Source organism: Enterobacter sichuanensis (assembly GCF_002939185.1).
Lineage (GTDB): Bacteria > Pseudomonadota > Gammaproteobacteria > Enterobacterales > Enterobacteriaceae > Enterobacter > Enterobacter sichuanensis.
In genome coordinates this window covers 1-17027 of record NZ_POVL01000042.1, presented here as the reverse complement: position 1 = coordinate 17027, position 17027 = coordinate 1, and the positions used below count along the sequence as shown (strand labels likewise).

The following is a 17027-nucleotide window of genomic DNA, read 5'->3' as shown; positions in this document are numbered from 1 at the left end:
CAGGCCGGGTAAGGCGTAGCCGCCACCCGGCAAAAAAAGCTACTTCAGTCTTTCAGAAAGATAACGCTGATAATCCGGAATAAGGATCTCAACCGGGGAGTTAAACTGCGGGGATTCAATAATGAAATCCGCCGTCGACAGGTTGGTCGCCACCGGGATATTCCACACCGTCGCCAGACGCAGCAGCGCTTTGACATCCGGATCGTGCGGAACCGCGTTCAGCGGATCCCAGAAGAAGATCAGCACATCAATCTTTCCTTCGGAAATCTGCGCCCCGACCTGCTGATCGCCGCCCATCGGGCCGCTCAGCATGGCATTTACCTCCAGACCCGTTTCGCGCTGAATCAGGTTACCGGTTGTGCCGGTCGCCGACAGGGCGTGCTTTTCCAGCAAAGACTGATGGCGGCGAACCCAGTTAAGCAGCATTTGTTTACAGTGATCGTGCGCAACCAGAGCAATGTGTTTACGTTCCGGTAGCGTGCGTGTTGTCAGTTCCATAATCATATCCATCAGGTTAACTGACTACACGATGACGGGAACCGCCTGACGCTGCAAGAGCAAGGCGTAAAAAATGTGGCTTATGAGGAAGGTTGTTGTTTTGCCCATTGTAAAAACCGGGCGCGCGTATCAGGATCGGCCTGCTGAAACCAGAATTTGAGGCGTTGTTCCGTCAGGGTCTGTGACTGAGGAGGAATAACGTCCAGTTCAGAGACACCCGATAGCAGCGTACTGTCGTCAGCCATCATGGTGGCAAACTGCGGAAGCGAGGCGCGTTTACCTGCTTTGTTATAGGCCTGGGCTGCGGCCTCGTAATCCGGTCCTTTCGGTGAGGTAGTCAGCGCCAGAATATCCAGTTTTACCGGAATCGGCATTGCATCCCCGTCCAGCAGTTCAATACGCGGTGACGCGTCAAAGGTCGCACTCTCTTTCTCTGTTTCAATACGCGGCAGGGTAATATTGACCTGACTGATTTGCCGGGTATTAAAGCTGACAATCAGCGGCGGGGAGATGTACATCCTTTGCTCATGATTGGCGAGGCCGATCGATTTTTCTACCCGGAATACCAGCTGATGCGGGCCGTTATCCAGCTCGATGCTGTCGGCACCACGCAATAAGGAGCTGGAGACCTTTTTTCCATCCAGCACCAGGAGATCAATATCGCCAGAGAGCCGAAGCGTGGTAGCAAAGACGCAGACCGGCATCACTAATGCAATCAGAGCAGTGGCAATACCGGTTTTCATAGAAGGCTCCTGTCAGAAATTCTGTCGGCGCATGAATGTATCTAAATTTTTCGATAATCACGTTTACTAACATATAGACATATTTGGCCGTTTTGCCCTCATACATCTGTATGGGATGGATGGTTGAGTTGTGCCCTTTGGCGTACACTTTGAAAAAAGCCAGGAGAAAAACCATGAAAGAGAACGATATTGCCGAGATTTTGACATCCACGCGCACCATTGCGCTGGTGGGCGCGAGCGATAAACCCGATCGTCCAAGCTATCGGGTCATGAAATACCTTCTCGATCAGGGTTATCACGTTATCCCTGTCTCGCCGAAAGTAGCCGGTAAAAGTTTACTGGGCCAGCAGGGCTACGCCACGCTCAACGACGTACCGGAAAAAATCGATATGGTGGATGTTTTCCGTAATTCGGAAGCAGCGTGGGGCGTGGCTCAGGAAGCCATTGCGATTGGGGCAAAAACGCTGTGGATGCAGCTGGGTGTGATTAACGAGCAGGCCGCGGTGCTGGCGCGTGAGGCGGGTCTGAAGGTGGTCATGGACCGCTGCCCGGCCATTGAAATCCCCCGTCTGGGGCTGGCGAAGTAATAAAAAAAAGCCCGTTCATCGGGCTTTTTTTACACGCTTAGTTCCGCAGGCGCGGAGCCTGTAACTGTTTGCGGATTGTCTGAGCCAGTTCATCCATCGTAGGTTGCTCCGGATGTTCTTCCCGCAGTTCACTGCTGAGCTGCGCTTCAGCAAGATAGGTGTGAACGGGTTGTCCGTCATCACCTTCCATTACCACATGGTACCAGGGCGCGGCGCGAAGCTCGGCGTTCACCGCCAGCTCGTCTGCTGACGGCTCTACAAGGGAATACTCCGGGTCGATATCCACGACCACACCCAAATACCCTAGCAAAGTGTGGCGGACCTGCTGGCCGATACCGAATTTGCTGGCAATCATAGTCACCTCCCGGGAAATACGACTTACACGTTATGTGCGGGCAATATTTCTCTTTTCAAGTTACATGACGCGACAGGCAAACCCTTTCAGATAGAGCCCTTCCGGGTAGGTAGCAATCACCGGGTGATCGGCTGCCTGACGGAACTGCTCTATAAATTGTACATCACGACCAGCATCTATTGCGGCATCGGCGATGATTTTTTGGAATAAATCGGTGGTCATCAGGCCAGAGCAGGAGAACGTGAGCAGGACGCCACCCGGATTCAGCAACTGGATGGCCAGCATGTTGATATCTTTATAGCCGCGGCAGGCGCCCATCAGCTGACTTTTGTTTTCGACAAACTTCGGCGGATCCATCACGATAACGTCGAACTTCTCGCCCTGATCGCGATATTTACGCAGCAGCTTAAAGACGTCGTCACGAATAAATTCGGCTTTGCTCAGATCAAGCTTATTCAGCTCGACGTTCTGTTTGGCCACGTCCAGCGCTTCCTGTGAGGTGTCCACGCTCACCACCTGGGCACAACCGCCCATCAGCGCTGAAACGGCAAACCCGCCGGTATAGGAGAAGCAGTTCAGTACGCGTTTGTCGGCAACGTACTGACGCGTCGCCAGGCGGCTGTCGCGCTGGTCGAGGTAATAACCCGTTTTGTGTCCGCCCTGAATATCCACCAGCAGCTTCATGCCATGCTCTTCAATCGGCAGCAGGGCAGGCGGCAGTTCACCGGTCACCGGACCTTGCGTCAGCTCCATACCCTCTTTTTTGCGCACCGCCACATCGCTGCGGTCGTAAATGGCGCACTGTGGGAACAGCGTCTGCAGGGCGCTAATCAGCGCGGCACGCTGATATTCCGCCCCGGCGCTCAGAAGCTGCAGCACCAGGAAGTTGCCGAAGCGGTCAATGGTGACGCCCGGGAGACCATCGGACTCACCGGCAATCAGGCGGTAGCTGTCCAGCCCGTCGCGTTTGGCCAGCCAGTCGCGCCACTGCTGCGCCTGCTGCAGACGACGAACGAAGAAGTCGATATCAATGGTTTCATCTTTATCGAAGGTCCAGACGCGAGCACGGATTTGGGACGCTGGCGAGTAGGCGCCTCGCGCTAACCATTTCCCCTGATGGTCAACGATATCAATGGTTTCACCGAGGCTGGCTTTGCCTTCCATGCGGGCAACCGCGCCGGAAAAGACCCAGGGATGACGGCGCAGTAAAGACTTCTCGCGCCCTTTGGTTAACACTAAACGTACACTCATAATTTGCTGTTCTGTCGATTTCAGGGAAATGGCGCGTAGAGTAGCACATCAAAACGGATCAGAGCTTCTCAAAATCTCTGATGATTTTTCGATAACGCCAGGATTTATACGACAGTACAGGAGGTTGTGCGAGAGTCATAATGCTAACCCCTACGATGATCGCCAGCCCCCACGCCAATGCCTTGACAGGTGAACTGAAAACGACAAGAACAATCAGGAACATGAAGCATACGCTGATTACCCAGAGTAGGGTATTGAATCGACGGGCGAGATCGTAAACTGCTTCTTCAGGCGTTCCCCCGTACCTCTCAACGTTATTTTTTATCTTCTGCAAATCAGACAGTGTAAAACCAGAACGCAACAGGTCTTCATCAGTAACATTCATATCGTTTTCCTTTCGCGCATAGCATTCCATTTACTGTTTGTTCACGAACAGACTCACTGCGCGTAGAGTAGCACTTTCAGCAGGGCGCAATCATCTGCGGATACCCTTGAGCGTTTCGGCACAAAATCAAACCGCTTAGGCACATTACAAGATTGCCGAGGGATATACAGTGGGGCTTCCGGTACAGCAAAGGGAGCCCCCATGAAAAAGCACAGTGTGATAGCAATAGCCGCTCTGACGGCAATGAGTTTTCAGGTTTTCGCCGCAACGCCTTTCAGCATGACCAGCCCGGACATTTCCGGCGAACGGCGGTTAGCGCCACAGCAGGTGTTTGAGGGATTTGGTTGCCACGGTGGGAATACCTCGCCACAGCTGGCGTGGAAAAATCCGCCCGCGAGGAGGTAAGGATGGCCGTGGCGTTGTCACAGCTACAGTCAACCCGATTACCGATTGGCGAAATCGCATTACAATGTGGGTATCTGTCCAGCTCTCGTTTCACCGCCCGTTTTCGGCAACACTACGGCTGTTTACCGAAAACGCTACGTTAAGGAGAAGAAAAAATGGCAAAAGTCTGCACTATTGCCTGGGTTCACGGCATCGTTCAGGGCGTGGGTTTCCGCTACAGCACTCAGCGCGAGGCCGTTCAGCTTGGATTAACGGGATATGCGCGTAACATGGATGACGGCAGCGTTGAAGTGGTCGCCTGTGGCGAAGCGGAGCAGGTCGACAAGCTGGTGGCGTGGCTGAAAGCAGGTGGGCCGCGCAGCGCGCGGGTTGATAAGGTCTTAACGGAACCGCATCAACCCGGCCGGGAGTACGTTAACTTCGGTATTCGCTATTAAATGCACTTCACCGGTTTAGGCAGGCCGGCAATTTTGGTGGCCTGTTTTGCCGGGCCCTTCGGGAACAGGCGATAGAGATAGCGGCTGTTGCCTTTCTCTTCACCGAACTTATTGGCCATCGCTTTGACCAGCATGCGGATGGCCGGAGAGGTGTTGAATTCGAGATAGAACTCACGGACAAAACGCACCACTTCCCAGTGTTCGGGGGAGAGGGCGATGCCTTCTTTCTCAGCAATGACTTCTGCCAGTGCTTCGCTCCACTGGCCACTTTCTTTAAGATAACCGTCGTTATCGGTCTCGATCTCTTTGCCTTCAAAACTCAACATAGTCATTCACGCGTCAGTCAAAAACGCTGCAGTGTAGCAAAAAACAAAGCCCCGCATAAGCGGGGCCAGGTTCACAGCGTTGCGGCTTAATCCCGGCTGGCAAAGCCCAGGATGCTCAGCAGGCTGACGAAGATGTTGTACAGCGAGACATACAGGCTCACGGTGGCGCGGATATAGTTGGTCTCACCGCCGTGAATGATGTTGCTGGTTTCATACAGGATTGCGCCGGATGACAGCAGGATAAACACCGCGCTAATCGCCAGGTGCAGGGCAGGGAGCTGCAGGAAGATGTTAGCCACCATACCAATCAGCACCACCACGATACCCGCCATCAGCATACCGCCGAGGAAGGACATGTCCTTGCGGGTGGTGAGCACGTAGGCCGAGCAGCAGAAGAACACCAGCGCGGTTCCGCCCAGCGCCATACCAATCACATCGCCCATGCCGGCGGACAGGTACGCGTTCAGGATTGGCCCCAGGATGTAGCCCAGGAAGCCGGTGAAGGCGAACGCGGAAAGAATACCGACCGGTTTATCAGCGGTTTTGTAGGTCAGGAACATCAGACCATACATCCCCACCAGCGTCAGGATCAGCCCCGGGGACGGCAGCATCAGCACGGTGCTGGCAGTGGCGGTGATCGCCGAAAACGCCAGCGTCAGGCTGAGCATGAAATAGGTATTGCGCAGCACCTTGTGGGTGCTGAGTAGCGATGTGCGGTCGCGCGAAGAAGTAATTATACGATCCATGAGTCACTCTCTTATGACAGATGTAATTAACGGAAAGAATAGGAAACGGCGCGTCACTCTCAAAGTGGTTTTACCCATCTTTACTCAGCAGGTTAGGGCGGAAGCTGGTTGTTTCTTCTGCATAAATACGTTTCACCAGTATGAACAGCGGTTTGACGCGATTAATCAGATCAACCTCTTATAGGTTACTGAAAATTATTGCGTTATTACCATAAGGCCGCTAAGAGTTATTTCCGGATCGTCACAAAAACAGACAATAAGGCGAAGGAAATGAAACCACAAACACGCACGCGCTTTACGCTCTCTTTACTTACCGCAGGGATCCTGTGCGCCAGCACGGCAACCTGGGCGGCGAACGTGCCGGCAGGAACGCAGCTGGCAGATAAGCAGGAACTGGTCAGGAACAACGGTAATGAGCCGGCCTCGCTCGACCCGCATAAAGTCGAAAGCGACGTCGAATTCAATATTATCAGTGATTTATTCGATGGGCTGGTCAGTGTCTCCCCGGCGGGGGACATTCAGCCACGGCTGGCGGAAAAATGGGAGAACAAGGACAACACCGTCTGGACGTTCCATCTGCGCCCGGGTATCACCTGGAGCGACGGCACTGCCATCACCGCGGAAGATGTTGTCTGGAGCTGGCAGCGTCTGGTTGATCCTAAAACCGCTTCACCGTATGCCAGCTATCCCGGCAACATGCACATTGTGAATGGTGCGGATATTGCGCAGGGGAAAAAAGCCCCCGATACGCTGGGCGTGAAAGCGATAAACGACACCACGCTGGAAGTCACATTGACACAGCCTAATGCGGCATTCCTGGCCATGCTGGCGCATCCGTCACTGGTACCGGTGGACAAAGTGCTGATTGGCCGCTTTGGCGACAAGTGGACCAAGCCTGAACATATCGTCACCAGCGGGGCCTATAAGCTGTCCCAGTGGGTGGTCAACGAACGCATTGTGGCGGAGCGCAACCCGCGCTACTGGGATAATGACCATACCGTGATTAATAAGGTGACGTATCTGCCTATCACCTCCGAGGCCGCAGATGTGAACCGCTATAAAGCGGGCGAAATTGATATTGTCTACACGGTGCCGATCAACCAGTTCGCTCAGCTCAAAAAAACGCTCGGCAGCGAGCTGGATGTCTCTCCGCAGCTGGCAACCTATTACTACGAATTTAATACCACCCGGCCGCCGTTCAACGACGTCCGCGTGCGCAAGGCGCTGAACATGGCGCTCGATAAAGACATCATTGCCGGGAAAGTTTTAGGGCAGGGGCAGCGTCCGGCGTGGCTCATCAGCCAGCCGGATATCGGTGGCGTTAAGTTACAGAACCCGGATTACGCCAGTTGGCCGCAGGACAAGCGCATCGCTGAGGCGAAAAAATTGCTCGAAGCGGCCGGGTATAACGCCAGCCATCCTCTGCGCTTCAACCTGCTCTATAACACCTCTGAATCGCACCAGCGTATTGCGATTGCGGCCAGCTCCATGTGGAAAAAGAACCTCGGCGTGGAGGCGAAGCTGCAAAATCAGGAGTGGAAAACCATGCTGGATACCATGCATACCCACAACTTTGACGCGGTGCGTTACGCCTGGATTGCCGACTACGACGACGCGGCGACCTTCCTGAACAACTTCCGCACCGGCGACAGCGAAAACACCAGTCAGTACAGCAATCCGGAATACGACCAGGCGCTGATGAATGCCGCAAAAGCCAAAACAACGGAAGAGCGGGGTAAGTTCTACCAGCAGGCGGAAGATCTGCTGGGACGTGATGTGCCCGCCATTCCGGTGTATCACTACGTCCGTACGCATCTGGTCAAACCGTGGGTGGGCGGATTTACGCCGGATAAGCTGGGGTACTATTACACGAAGGACATGTACACCAAAAAACACTAAGCCTGTGCTGATAAAATCGTCGATGTGTTGTCAGTTCAACCGATTAAACACGTTTTGACTATTTTTACAGCGAACGAATGCCGCGACTCTTTACAGCGCGCGGTGAGGTGTTTATAGTTCGCCTCACTCAGGAAGTGTGGCCGAGCGGTTGAAGGCACCGGTCTTGAAAACCGGCGACCCGAAAGGGTTCCAGAGTTCGAATCTCTGCGCTTCCGCCAGATATAAACCCCAGGTTACTTGTTAACCTGGGGTTTTTCTTTTGGATTGAATGATTCAGGTCACACTTTTCAGGTTCCGCTGTTTCCCGGTCAAAATCAGGCGTTATCATTCACCCCGTAAATACCTTTTCAACTCTTACCGAGGCTTTGATGCTGGAGAATGTTTTCATCAGATAATCAGCTTCCCGCCCTTCTCAGGACGGACTGGTTATCGCTGCGCTTAAACCTTACGCACGCACCTGCTGGTGTGGGCTCGTTTTTACGCATGATGATTACACAGGTTTTCCAGTATGAATTTATCCCGTCAGGAACAACGTACCTTACACGTTCTCGCCAAAGGTGGACGTATTGTGCACGTCCGCGACAGTTCTGGCCGCGTCACGTCCGTTGAGTGTTATACCCGTGAAGGGTTGGTGCTGAGCGACTGCACGCTCAGTGTCTTCAAAAAACTCCGCACTAAAAAGCTGATCCGTTCCGTGAACGGGCAGCCTTACCGCATCAATACCACCGGGCTGAATAACGTTCGCGCCCAGCTGGACAATCGCTAAGCGGAAGAAATAACGCCACCCTCGGGTGGCGTTCATACATTGAACGGAATGTAGACCGGGTAAGCGCAGCGCCACCCGGCAAGAAACGCGGCGTTAAGAGCGGATAAAAGCCAGAATATCCGCGTTGATGGTATCCGCGTGGGTGGTATGCATCCCGTGTGGGAAGCCCGGATAAATTTTCAGTACGCTGTTCGCCAGCAACTGGTCCTGCAGAAGGGCGGCATTTTTATACGGCACGACCTGATCGTCGTCGCCCTGCATCACCAGAACGGGAACCGTAATGGCTTTCAGATCTTCCGTCTGGTCGGTCTCTGAAAACGCCTTGATCCCTTCGTAGTGCGCTTTGGCGCTGCCAATCATGCCCTGACGCCACCAGTTCTGAATCGTTCCCTGCGAAACCTCGGCGCCATCGCGATTAAAACCGTAGAAAGGACCGCTGGCGACGTCGAGGTAAAACTGGGCGCGGTTAGCCGCGAGCGCCTGGCGAAAACCATCGAAAACCTCAATCGGCGTGCCGCCGGGGTTAGCGTCCGTTTTGACCATCAGAGGAGGGACGGCGCTGACAAGCACCGCTTTGGCGACGCGTCCCTGCGGCTGGCCGTACTTCGCCACATAGCGGGCGACCTGACCGCCGCCGGTGGAGTGACCGACGTGCACGGCATTGCGTAAGTCCAGGCTTTCAACAACGGCTGACGCATCGGCCGCATAGTGATCCATATCATGCCCTTCGCTCACCTGATCCGAACGTCCATGACCGCGGCGATCGAGCGCGATAACGCGATAGCCTTGCGCAAGAAAGAAGAGCATCTGATTATCCCAGTCATCGGCACTTAACGGCCAGCCGTGGTGGAAGACGATGGGCTGCGCCTCTTTTGGACCCCAGTCTTTGTAGTAAATGTTGACGCCATCTTTCGTGGTAACGAATGCCATACCGCTGACTCCTCTGTTAAAGGCAAAACGCGTGCCGACTGAACGCAGTGCAGATCAGTAATGCCTTAATTAAGTTGGCTTTTTTCTGTTTCCCGTACCGACAGTACTCCTAAAGTGTAGGATAAAGTGTAAAAGCAGGCGGTTTCATTTTTGTTAACGGTGTTCTTCAATATAGCGGGCCAGGTCCGCCGGGGTTTTCAGCACCGTCGCCACGTCTGTTGGCGGGATCATACAGCCGTAAACGTCCTGCACTTCCAGTACCATATCGACAGCCAGAATGGAGTCGAGAATGTCTGAGTCAATCAGTTCATCGTGGAAACCGACCTTACGGGATAATACGTTTTCGAACAGGGCGAGAATTTCTTGTTCCATCATTTTTTCCTGGTGTCATTAATGTGTGCGGGCGTAAGCGTCCAGCAGTTTGCGGTCAATTTTGCCGTTAGGATTCAACGGTAAAGCGTCTTTGACGATAATTTGTGACGGTACCATATAGGGTGGAACCACCTTCGACAGGGCGGTTTTGATCGTATCCGGTGCCAGCTCCGTCACGCAGAAGGCGGCAATGCGCAGTACGCTGCCACAGGATTTCTTCAGCGGCAGTACCACCGCTTCGTTGATGCCGGACATGGCCAGCAGACGGTTTTCGATCTCGTTGATTTCAATACGGTAACCATTCAGTTTGATCTGGCTGTCATTGCGGCCCTGACAATAGATGAGCCCCGCTTCATAACCCAGATCGCCGGTCCGGTAGCCGCGAAAGGCTTCATTTTCACGGTGGAGCAATTTTGCCGCGTTCTCCTGCGGCAGGCCGAGGTAGCCGCGCATAACGTTCTTACCCCAGATAATCAGCTCGCCCTCGGCGGTAATTTCCATTTTGCTCTCTGGCATCATGACCCCCACCGGCAGCACGGCGCTGTCGCTGTTGAGGATCTCATCCGTTATTTCCACCACGGTTGTCGCAATGGTCGCTTCCGTCGGGCCATAAGCGTTAATGATGTTGGCCTGCGGGAAACGGCGGCGTAGCTGCTTAACCAGCGCTTTATTTAACACCTCACCAATGAAGATAAAGACCTTGAGTGCTGGCAAATACTCGCTGTTAAACTGCGGGGACAGCAGCTGCTGGTAAGCAAAAGAGGGGGTGGAAACCCAGGCGGAAACCGCGTTGCTTTTCAGCCGCGCCAGCCAGTTCGCTTTCTGAATATCCTCTTTGGCGTTCAGTACGATGTGTCCCCCCATCGCCAGATTCGCCAGTAACGGGATCAGGGAGAGGTCAAAACTGAATACCGCGTGGTTCATCAGCACCGGTTGTTCCGGCAGTGAAAAATCTTTGCTGACCCATTTCATGAAGTGCCATACGCTCTCACGCCCAATCTGCACGCCTTTAGGCTTGCCGGTGCTGCCCGAGGTAAACATGATATAGGCCAGATCTTGCTCCTCCAGCACCTTGCCTGTCTCACCGGTGGCGGTGAACTGCCGGGTCGCCACGTCGTAATAGTAAGGGGCACTGGCCAGATGGCAGATCTCCTTCAGCCTTTCCTGCGGATAGATGCAGTCGACCGGGATATACGGAATGTTATGCAGCAGGCAGCTATAAATCGCCACGGCAAATTCCGCCTGCTGGTGTCCGTACAAGACGACCGGCGTACCTGCAACAGGCCGGCAGCGCTGATAGCGCTGCGCCCAGTCCGTCACGGCTGCGGAAAGCTGTTCCCAGCTTAGAGATTCGTCGCTGCCGCTGATGGCCAGCTGTTGCGGACGCGCGGGATCGCATAATGCCGCACGTAAGAAATCCTGCAGTGCCTGAAGGTCGGCGTGATTTTTCATAGAGGTGACATTCCACTAAAGATGTAAAGGGACCCTGCCGCGCTTCCCAGCGTCAGAATTCGCCCCAAAAAAGCAACAGCCGGATACTGCAATCCGCGCTGTAATGCCGGGCTGCGTTTGGCTGACCACAACAGCATGTTATGGGCCACCGAAATCGCGCCAAACAGCGCGCCGCTGATGACATAATGGCGTTCCAGGCCATTCCACGCGCCCATGCAGAACAGGGTGCAAAAAATGCCGATATTTTGCGCCAGCGTTTTGTTCTGACGGAAAAAAGTAAACTTCATCAGGTTCATATAGACGGGCATAAACACCACGTCGCGTAGCCATTCAGACAGGCTGATGTGGAAGCGACGCCAGAAATCCTGTGGATTCTTTGCCAGAAGCGGCATATTGAAGTTTGCCGGAATGTTCAACCCAAACAGGCGGCCTGCGCCGATGGCCATATTGCTGTAACCCGCAAAATCAAAATAGAGATAGGCGCTATAGGCCAGTGACATCACCACGCTCACGGTCAGCGTAAACGGCTTATGGCTCCAGGGCTGCACGACAAGTGAATCAACCAGCATGGCAAACAGGAACTTCTGGACAATGCCGGTAATGATTTGCTCCAGCGCCACTAAAAACTGTTCGCGGTTAAGGGCAAAGACGGGCTTACTGACATCGCTCATCCATGTCCGCCAGCGGTACATTGGGCCCGCCAGAATAATAAAGGGCATAAACAGATAACAGAAATAATGCAGGAAATTCTGTCCTTCTTTTTTACTGCGATAGAGCAGCACGTCCACCGCGCGGAACGTCATAAAAGAGAGGCCGATCATGCCGAGATGATGATTAAGATGCAGTTTCACCAAAAATAAAGGCAGCAGCGTTAACACAATCGCCTGCCAGGTTTTTAACCAGCCTTTTTCTTTTAACGTGGCGACAAGGTAAAAACTGAAAAAAACGACCGCGGGAACACGGTAATCACCCTGAAAAATATAGCCCCAGCCTAATGCAGCGAGGACGGATAACGCCGATAAATACGTCAGGCGATGACGTAATACGCGATTGATCAGCGCAAACGCCAGGGCGGATGAAAATAAATAGACAAAAAACATGCCTGAGCTGTACATCATTCGGCCTCAGAACTTTTGATATTCAAAATGCAGCTGCATACTCATGCTGTCATCGACAGAGGTCCACGCGACGATGGTGATCGCCAGCAGGAGATAAAGGAAAAAAAGACGGATCGCAATTTTCATTATTTAAAACTCTGTGCAATAAAGCGAATCATAGGAACCCAGGCCAGCTCGGAAGGGTGCAAACGATCCCAGTTCCAGCCATTCTGATAAGGCATGGCGTACATATCGAAATAAGGGATCTGGTTCGCTTCCAGAATGGTTTGAATTTGCTTATCAACCGGACGGAAGGTATCGGTATGGTAAAGCGCCCAGGGATTCACCGGGTCGACGATAGCAATCACCTGTACGTGACGGTCTTTCAGCAACTGGACAGTTTTTCTGAACGCGGCGATTTGCGCAGGTACGACCGGCGTGTCATCCCACTGCTGTCGCGTACCGTCCTCCTCGTAAATCGTTTTGTCCATCCACAGAGTGGCCGCGCTCTGCTGGCGTTTTTTATTGAGCTCGCGTGCATGAGCCAGCTCTTTATCCCAGTCCGGGGTGATGTGGGTTGTGGGCTGCTGCGGCCAGGGCTGCACCGTCCCGGGCGTGACGTGGAGCAGCGTCAGCCAGTCGTTTTTAATCAGGGTGCAGATATTGGCAAACTGGTAACTCAGCTCGTCCCACATCAGACCGGGGTGCCAGCCAAAGACGCGCATTTGACCAAAGGTTAAATGACTTATTTCTTGAGCATCAATATGCTTTAAGTAATTTACCAGCAACGGGCGCGCCTGCGGATCCTGCATCAGCGGATTAAAAACAGAGGCCGGGAAATTATCGGCATAGATAGCAGGAGGCAAACCTTTTGAATAAAAGCTGTCCGGTGCCAGAAGCAAAACAACTTTACTGTTTGCGTTAAGGCTATTTTTAAAACGTGAGAGCAGCAAAAATTGCGTTTCGTCATCGACAAAGGCATCGCCATACGCCACAACGGGTTGATGCAATTGCTTATTAAAGTAATTATATACCGCGTAATGTTCATCTTCCGAGGTTGCAACCTCAGACGCACCAATGAAAAAAATCGCATTCCCTTCTAAGGCATGGGAAATAGTCGCTTTTTTTTCCGCTTGTTCTTTCGGCGTGCCCGCCATTGATTTAATCAGCGGCTGGAAGGTGAGGGGCGGATTAACGCCCGACACGAACGGATGAACACAAAGGAACAACATGGCCAGGGTCGCCATCAGGATATGTAAGCAAAGCGTATTTTTGATTTTCATCATCAACCAGTAAGACTACATGGCAGTAATTTCTACAATCTGTGGGTAATCAAATTCATAACAATTACACAACAAATGGCGGTCTATTTTTTTTGGCATTCTATACCAGAGTGTTTTAAAAGGATGAGCGTTGCTGTGTAACGGTATGTACAAGGGGGCGAAGAAAGAACGGGGACCCCGGCTCGGTGGCTTTTTGAGCAATCAACCCTCCGTAGTCAAAAATAGAAAAATTCCTGCTTTACAAGGCGCTAATAGATGTTTATAGTGCGCCTCACTTTGGAAGCGTGGCCGAGCGGTTGAAGGCACCGGTCTTGAAAACCGGCGACCCGAAAGGGTTCTAGAGTTCGAATCTCTACGCTTCCGCCAAATTCGAAACCCAGGTCGTTATGCGACCTGGGTTTTTTGTTTTCTGTCGGCTTCAGCATGCATGCTGATGAGGCGCAGGAACGGCGTTCTGACACCCGTCACGCTGGCGCTGTCAGGGAGCGAAAAGCGTTATCAGCAGGACACACAAAACCCTGCTCTATTTATAGCTCAACGTTTTGTTTTATATTTTTTAACATCCAGTCCCTGGTTATTCCTGATTTTAATGGCCATACGTTTTTTCGTATAATAAACCGCTGCCTCCATTACCCGAGACACAAAAGTGAACAGGTTCTTAATAATCTTTCATGTTTCATTTCATTTTCTGCAAGTAGTTTGGCCTGAGCCGCAAAACTGATTAAATCATGGTATGGATCACTGCCGACAAAGCCTAACTAAAATATAATGGCGGTATCCTTCTGAAGCAGGGTTTATTCGCTTCAAAAAAATACTGTTACCCACCATGAATGGAAGACATGATGAGAGGAAAAATCCCCAAGAGCGAGTTGCTGGTGACGTTCGAAGTGGTGGCACGTCATGAAAGCTATACCCGCGCCGCAGAAGAGCTGGCGTTAACGCAGAGTGCAGTGTTCAGACAGGTGACGGCCCTGGAGGAGTTTTTACACACCTCATTATTTAACCATGCCAAAAAACGGATTTTTCTGAATGCGGCAGGAAAGCATTATCTGAATATCGTCAAAGAGACGCTGAATAAGCTGGAACGCGATACAAATATGATAATGAATTGGCAGCCTGCTGTTCAGGTAGTGGAACTGGCGGTCAATCCCACCTTCAGTACGCATTGGCTGATCCCCAATTTATGGGAGTTTAATAAATTAAATCCTGATATTATTGTTAATATTCACTCGCTGGCCAATATCGGCGATTTTTTGAATCGTGAATATGATGCGGCTATTATGCGCGCAGATTTTTGTTCTCCGTGGTCGGAAGTCGATTATTTATTTGAAGAGGAGATCCTGCCGGTCTGCAGCCGAAGCTTGCTTCCTCATGCGGAGCAGAAGCTGGGGGTTGAGGAGTTGCTAAGGGAGTTCCCGCTGTTACATCAAAGCACTCGCATCAATGGCTGGCAGGAGTGGTTTGTGCTTTCCGGTATTACCAGTCCGGACGTGAATCTGGGACCGCGTTTTGACCTCCTCTCGATGCTGATTGCCGCAGTACGATCGAATCTTGGGGTTGCGCTGCTTCCCCGCTTCGCCATCCAGCATGACCTGGACTGCGGCGAGATGGTAATCCCCTGTGATGTGCCTATCCGCACCGGCAACCGCTTTATCATGACATGGCGGGAAGAAAAGTCTCAGGCACAGCCGTTACAAGTCTTCCGCGAGTGGCTGTTACAAAAATCAGTGGTATCCCCGGTTGAGTCATAATGCCGGATGGCGGCAGTGCAGCGCGCCATCCGGTGCAGACACGCTTACCAGTCGATGCCCTCCTGCGCCTGGATACCGCTGTCAAATGCGTGTTTAACCGGGCGCATTTCGCTGACTGTGTCGGCAAGCGCCAGTAATTGCGAGTGACAGCCGCGTCCGGTGACAATCACGGTCTGCTGTACCGGACGGTTCTCCACCGCCGCGATCACCTCCTGACTGTCCAGATAGTGATAAGCCAGCATATAGGTGAGCTCATCCAGAACCACCAGGTCATAACGTGGGTCAGCCAGCATGCGTTTGCTCTCCTGCCACACCGCCGTTGCGGCCTGAATATCCGTTTCCCGGTTTTGTGTTTCCCACGTAAAACCGGTGCCCATAATGTGAAATTCGACGCCGAGCGGATGCAGAGTGTTGTATTCGCCATTATCCCACTGACCTTTAATAAACTGCGCGACGCCAACGGTTTTACCGTGCCCGACGGCACGCGTCGCCGTGCCGAAGGCGGCGGTGGACTTTCCTTTTCCGTTGCCGGTGAAGACGATCAGAATGCCTCTCTTCTCCGTTGCCGCCGCTACGCGGCTCTCAACCTGCTCTTTACGCTTTTGCTGCCGTTGGCGGTGTCTGTCTGCGTTAGCTCGCGCTTCCATAATGGCTCCTTAATGTCCGGCAGGGCAGGATGCGCAGCGATGCTGCTGCTCAAACTGGCTGAAGAAATTATTTCCTTTGTCGTCAACCAGCATAAACGCGGGCAGATTTTCGACCTCCATCATCCACACTGCCTCCATGCCCAGTTCGGGATACTCAAGGCAGCGCAGGCTTTTCACATACTGCTGCGCCAGCAGAGCCGCCGCACCGCCGATACTGCCGAGGTTGAAGCCGCCGTGCTTATGGCAGGCATCGGTGACTTGCTGGCCGCGGTTGCCTTTGGAAAGCATGATCAGGCTTCCACCCGCGGCCTGGAAAGCATCGACGTAGCCATCCATGCGCCCGCCGGTGGTCGGACCGAGGGAACCGCAGGCCTGATTCTCCGGTGTTTTCGCCGGGCCAGCGTAATAAACGATATGGTTTTTCATATACTCTGGCATCGGTTCGCCGTTATCCAGCCGCGCTTTAATTTTGGCGTGAGCAATATCGCGGGCGACCACGATCGGGCCGCTTAACGACAACCGGGTGCCGATCGGCAGGGTGGACATATCGCGCAGGATCTCGCGCAGCGGGCGGTTCAGGTTGATCTGTACGGTCCGGGCGTCGTTTTCCTCACGGCAGGCGTCCGGGATGTATTTCCCTGGGTTATGTTCCAGCTTCTCCAGCCAGATACCCTGCTTGTTGATTTTCGCTTTGATATTTCGGTCAGCGGAGCAGGAAAGTGCCATGGCGACAGGGCAGGAACCGCCGTGTCGCGGCAGGCGGATGACGCGAATATCGTGGGCGAAGTACTTGCCGCCAAACTGGGCGCCGATGCCGAATTCGCGGCTGGCGTTGAGCAGCGTGGTTTCCAGCGCCGTGTCGCGGAACGCCTGACCCAGCTCGTTCCCGCTGGTGGGCAGATTGTCATAATATTTTGTTGAAGCCAGCTTCGCGACCTTCAGCGCCTGGTCGGCAGAGAGGCCGCCGACCACAAAGGCAATGTGATACGGAGGACAGGCTGCAGTACCGAGCGACTTCATCTTCTCGATCAGGAACGCGGTGAGTTTCTCCGGCTGTAAAATGGATTTCGTTTCCTGGAACAGCGCGGCTTTGTTAG

At 53.1% G+C, this 17027-nt stretch carries 20 protein-coding genes, 2 tRNA genes and 1 pseudogene; 9 read left to right on the top strand and 14 right to left on the bottom strand.

Features of this window, described 5'->3' with window-relative positions; genetic code table 11:
* Positions 1-39 precede the first annotated feature (39 nt).
* A complete protein-coding gene (gene mgsA, locus C5687_RS17480) occupies positions 40-498 on the bottom strand; it encodes a methylglyoxal synthase (protein ID WP_025755971.1) in 459 nt (152 codons plus the stop codon).
* An 80-nt stretch (positions 499-578) separates the two neighbouring features.
* Positions 579-1241 carry a curli synthesis inhibitor gene (csgI, locus tag C5687_RS17475; protein ID WP_047958179.1) on the bottom strand — a complete coding sequence of 221 codons (663 nt, stop codon included), beginning with the start codon at positions 1239-1241 and terminating at the stop codon, positions 579-581.
* 173 nt (positions 1242-1414) lie between these two features.
* On the opposite strand from csgI, the gene C5687_RS17465 reads away from it, so the two are divergent.
* Positions 1415-1828 (top strand): CoA-binding protein, encoded by a 414-nt coding sequence (locus C5687_RS17465; protein ID WP_025755969.1) that lies wholly within the window; start codon positions 1415-1417, stop codon positions 1826-1828.
* Between the two features lie 37 nt (positions 1829-1865).
* Here the strand turns inward: C5687_RS17465 and hspQ are convergent, their stop codons facing one another.
* The 3 genes from hspQ to C5687_RS17450 are packed head-to-tail and all read right to left on the bottom strand — an operon-like array spanning position 1866 to position 3819.
* The gene (hspQ, locus tag C5687_RS17460; protein ID WP_047958180.1) at positions 1866-2183 is read right to left on the bottom strand and encodes a heat shock protein HspQ; all 318 of its coding nucleotides are present in this window, start codon (positions 2181-2183) and stop codon (positions 1866-1868) included.
* Positions 2184-2243: 60 nt separating this feature from the next.
* Entirely contained in the window at positions 2244-3434 is a 1191-nt protein-coding gene (gene rlmI / locus C5687_RS17455) for a 23S rRNA (cytosine(1962)-C(5))-methyltransferase RlmI (protein WP_104557450.1), read from the bottom strand.
* A gap of 58 nt (positions 3435-3492) precedes the next feature.
* Complete coding sequence (locus tag C5687_RS17450; protein ID WP_025755967.1) at positions 3493-3819, bottom strand: hypothetical protein; 327 nt, start codon at positions 3817-3819, stop codon at positions 3493-3495.
* Between the two features lie 201 nt (positions 3820-4020).
* On the opposite strand from C5687_RS17450, the gene C5687_RS17445 reads away from it, so the two are divergent.
* From C5687_RS17445 to yccX, 3 genes and pseudogenes are all read left to right on the top strand, one after another.
* On the top strand, positions 4021-4224 hold the full coding sequence (locus C5687_RS17445) for a YbhB/YbcL family Raf kinase inhibitor-like protein (protein WP_231584294.1): 204 nt from the start codon (positions 4021-4023) through the stop codon (positions 4222-4224).
* Positions 4215-4367 (top strand): annotated as a pseudogene (locus C5687_RS17440) (helix-turn-helix domain-containing protein); the annotation flags it as partial. The gene C5687_RS17445 and the pseudogene C5687_RS17440, both read left to right, overlap by 10 nt.
* Positions 4368-4379: 12 nt before the next feature.
* Positions 4380-4661 carry an acylphosphatase gene (yccX, locus tag C5687_RS17435; protein ID WP_025755965.1) on the top strand — a complete coding sequence of 94 codons (282 nt, stop codon included), beginning with the start codon at positions 4380-4382 and terminating at the stop codon, positions 4659-4661.
* Here yccX and tusE read toward each other — a convergent pair.
* Both tusE and yccA read right to left on the bottom strand, forming a co-directional pair.
* Positions 4658-4987: a sulfurtransferase TusE gene (gene tusE, locus C5687_RS17430; protein WP_059386452.1), complete on the bottom strand. Its 330-nt coding sequence runs from the start codon at positions 4985-4987 to the stop codon at positions 4658-4660. The two genes, yccX and tusE, sit on opposite strands and share 4 nt — an antisense overlap.
* An 86-nt stretch (positions 4988-5073) precedes the next feature.
* Positions 5074-5733: an FtsH protease modulator YccA gene (gene yccA / locus C5687_RS17425; protein WP_013097244.1), complete on the bottom strand. Its 660-nt coding sequence runs from the start codon at positions 5731-5733 to the stop codon at positions 5074-5076.
* 270 nt (positions 5734-6003) lie between these two features.
* Here yccA and C5687_RS17415 point away from each other — a divergent pair, with 270 nt between their 5' ends.
* The 3 genes from C5687_RS17415 (at position 6004) to C5687_RS17405 (ending at position 8398) form a co-directional block, all read left to right on the top strand.
* Positions 6004-7632, top strand: a complete 1629-nt coding sequence (locus C5687_RS17415) for an ABC transporter substrate-binding protein (RefSeq protein WP_104557449.1) — start codon at positions 6004-6006, stop codon at positions 7630-7632.
* A gap of 130 nt (positions 7633-7762) precedes the next feature.
* Positions 7763-7850 (top strand) — tRNA-Ser (locus C5687_RS17410).
* Positions 7851-8140: 290 nt separating this feature from the next.
* Positions 8141-8398, top strand: a complete 258-nt coding sequence (locus C5687_RS17405; RefSeq protein WP_021240841.1) for a YjhX family toxin — start codon at positions 8141-8143, stop codon at positions 8396-8398.
* Positions 8399-8491: 93 nt separating this feature from the next.
* Here C5687_RS17405 and C5687_RS17400 read toward each other — a convergent pair whose 3' ends face one another.
* The 5 genes from C5687_RS17400 to C5687_RS17380 form a co-directional block, all read right to left on the bottom strand.
* Positions 8492-9328, bottom strand: coding sequence for an alpha/beta fold hydrolase (locus C5687_RS17400; RefSeq protein ID WP_047958184.1), 837 nt, complete (start codon positions 9326-9328; stop codon positions 8492-8494).
* A 153-nt stretch (positions 9329-9481) separates the two neighbouring features.
* A complete protein-coding gene (locus C5687_RS17395) occupies positions 9482-9700 on the bottom strand; it encodes an acyl carrier protein (protein WP_025755960.1) in 219 nt (72 codons plus the stop codon).
* Positions 9701-9718: 18 nt separating this feature from the next.
* Positions 9719-11152, bottom strand: coding sequence for an AMP-binding protein (locus C5687_RS17390; protein ID WP_104557448.1), 1434 nt, complete (start codon positions 11150-11152; stop codon positions 9719-9721).
* Complete coding sequence (locus tag C5687_RS17385) at positions 11149-12267, bottom strand: MBOAT family O-acyltransferase (RefSeq protein ID WP_104557447.1); 1119 nt, start codon at positions 12265-12267, stop codon at positions 11149-11151. The genes C5687_RS17390 and C5687_RS17385 overlap by 4 nt, the downstream gene beginning before the upstream one ends.
* 128 nt (positions 12268-12395) lie before the next feature.
* Positions 12396-13532, bottom strand: coding sequence for a D-alanyl-lipoteichoic acid biosynthesis protein DltD (locus tag C5687_RS17380; RefSeq protein ID WP_104557446.1), 1137 nt, complete (start codon positions 13530-13532; stop codon positions 12396-12398).
* Positions 13533-13810: 278 nt separating this feature from the next.
* Between C5687_RS17380 and C5687_RS17375 the strand changes: the two genes are divergently transcribed.
* Together C5687_RS17375 and C5687_RS17370 are read left to right on the top strand one after the other, a co-directional pair.
* Positions 13811-13898 (top strand) — tRNA-Ser (locus C5687_RS17375).
* Between the two features lie 476 nt (positions 13899-14374).
* The gene (locus C5687_RS17370; protein WP_104557445.1) at positions 14375-15283 is read left to right on the top strand and encodes a LysR substrate-binding domain-containing protein; all 909 of its coding nucleotides are present in this window, start codon (positions 14375-14377) and stop codon (positions 15281-15283) included.
* Between the two features lie 44 nt (positions 15284-15327).
* Here C5687_RS17370 and cobO read toward each other — a convergent pair whose 3' ends face one another.
* The gene (cobO, locus tag C5687_RS17365) at positions 15328-15930 is read right to left on the bottom strand and encodes a cob(I)yrinic acid a,c-diamide adenosyltransferase (protein ID WP_045284690.1); all 603 of its coding nucleotides are present in this window, start codon (positions 15928-15930) and stop codon (positions 15328-15330) included.
* Positions 15931-15939: 9 nt separating this feature from the next.
* Positions 15940-17027, bottom strand: a 1088-nt coding sequence (locus tag C5687_RS17360; RefSeq protein ID WP_104557444.1) for a FumA C-terminus/TtdB family hydratase beta subunit, incomplete at its 5' end; no start/stop codon positions are given.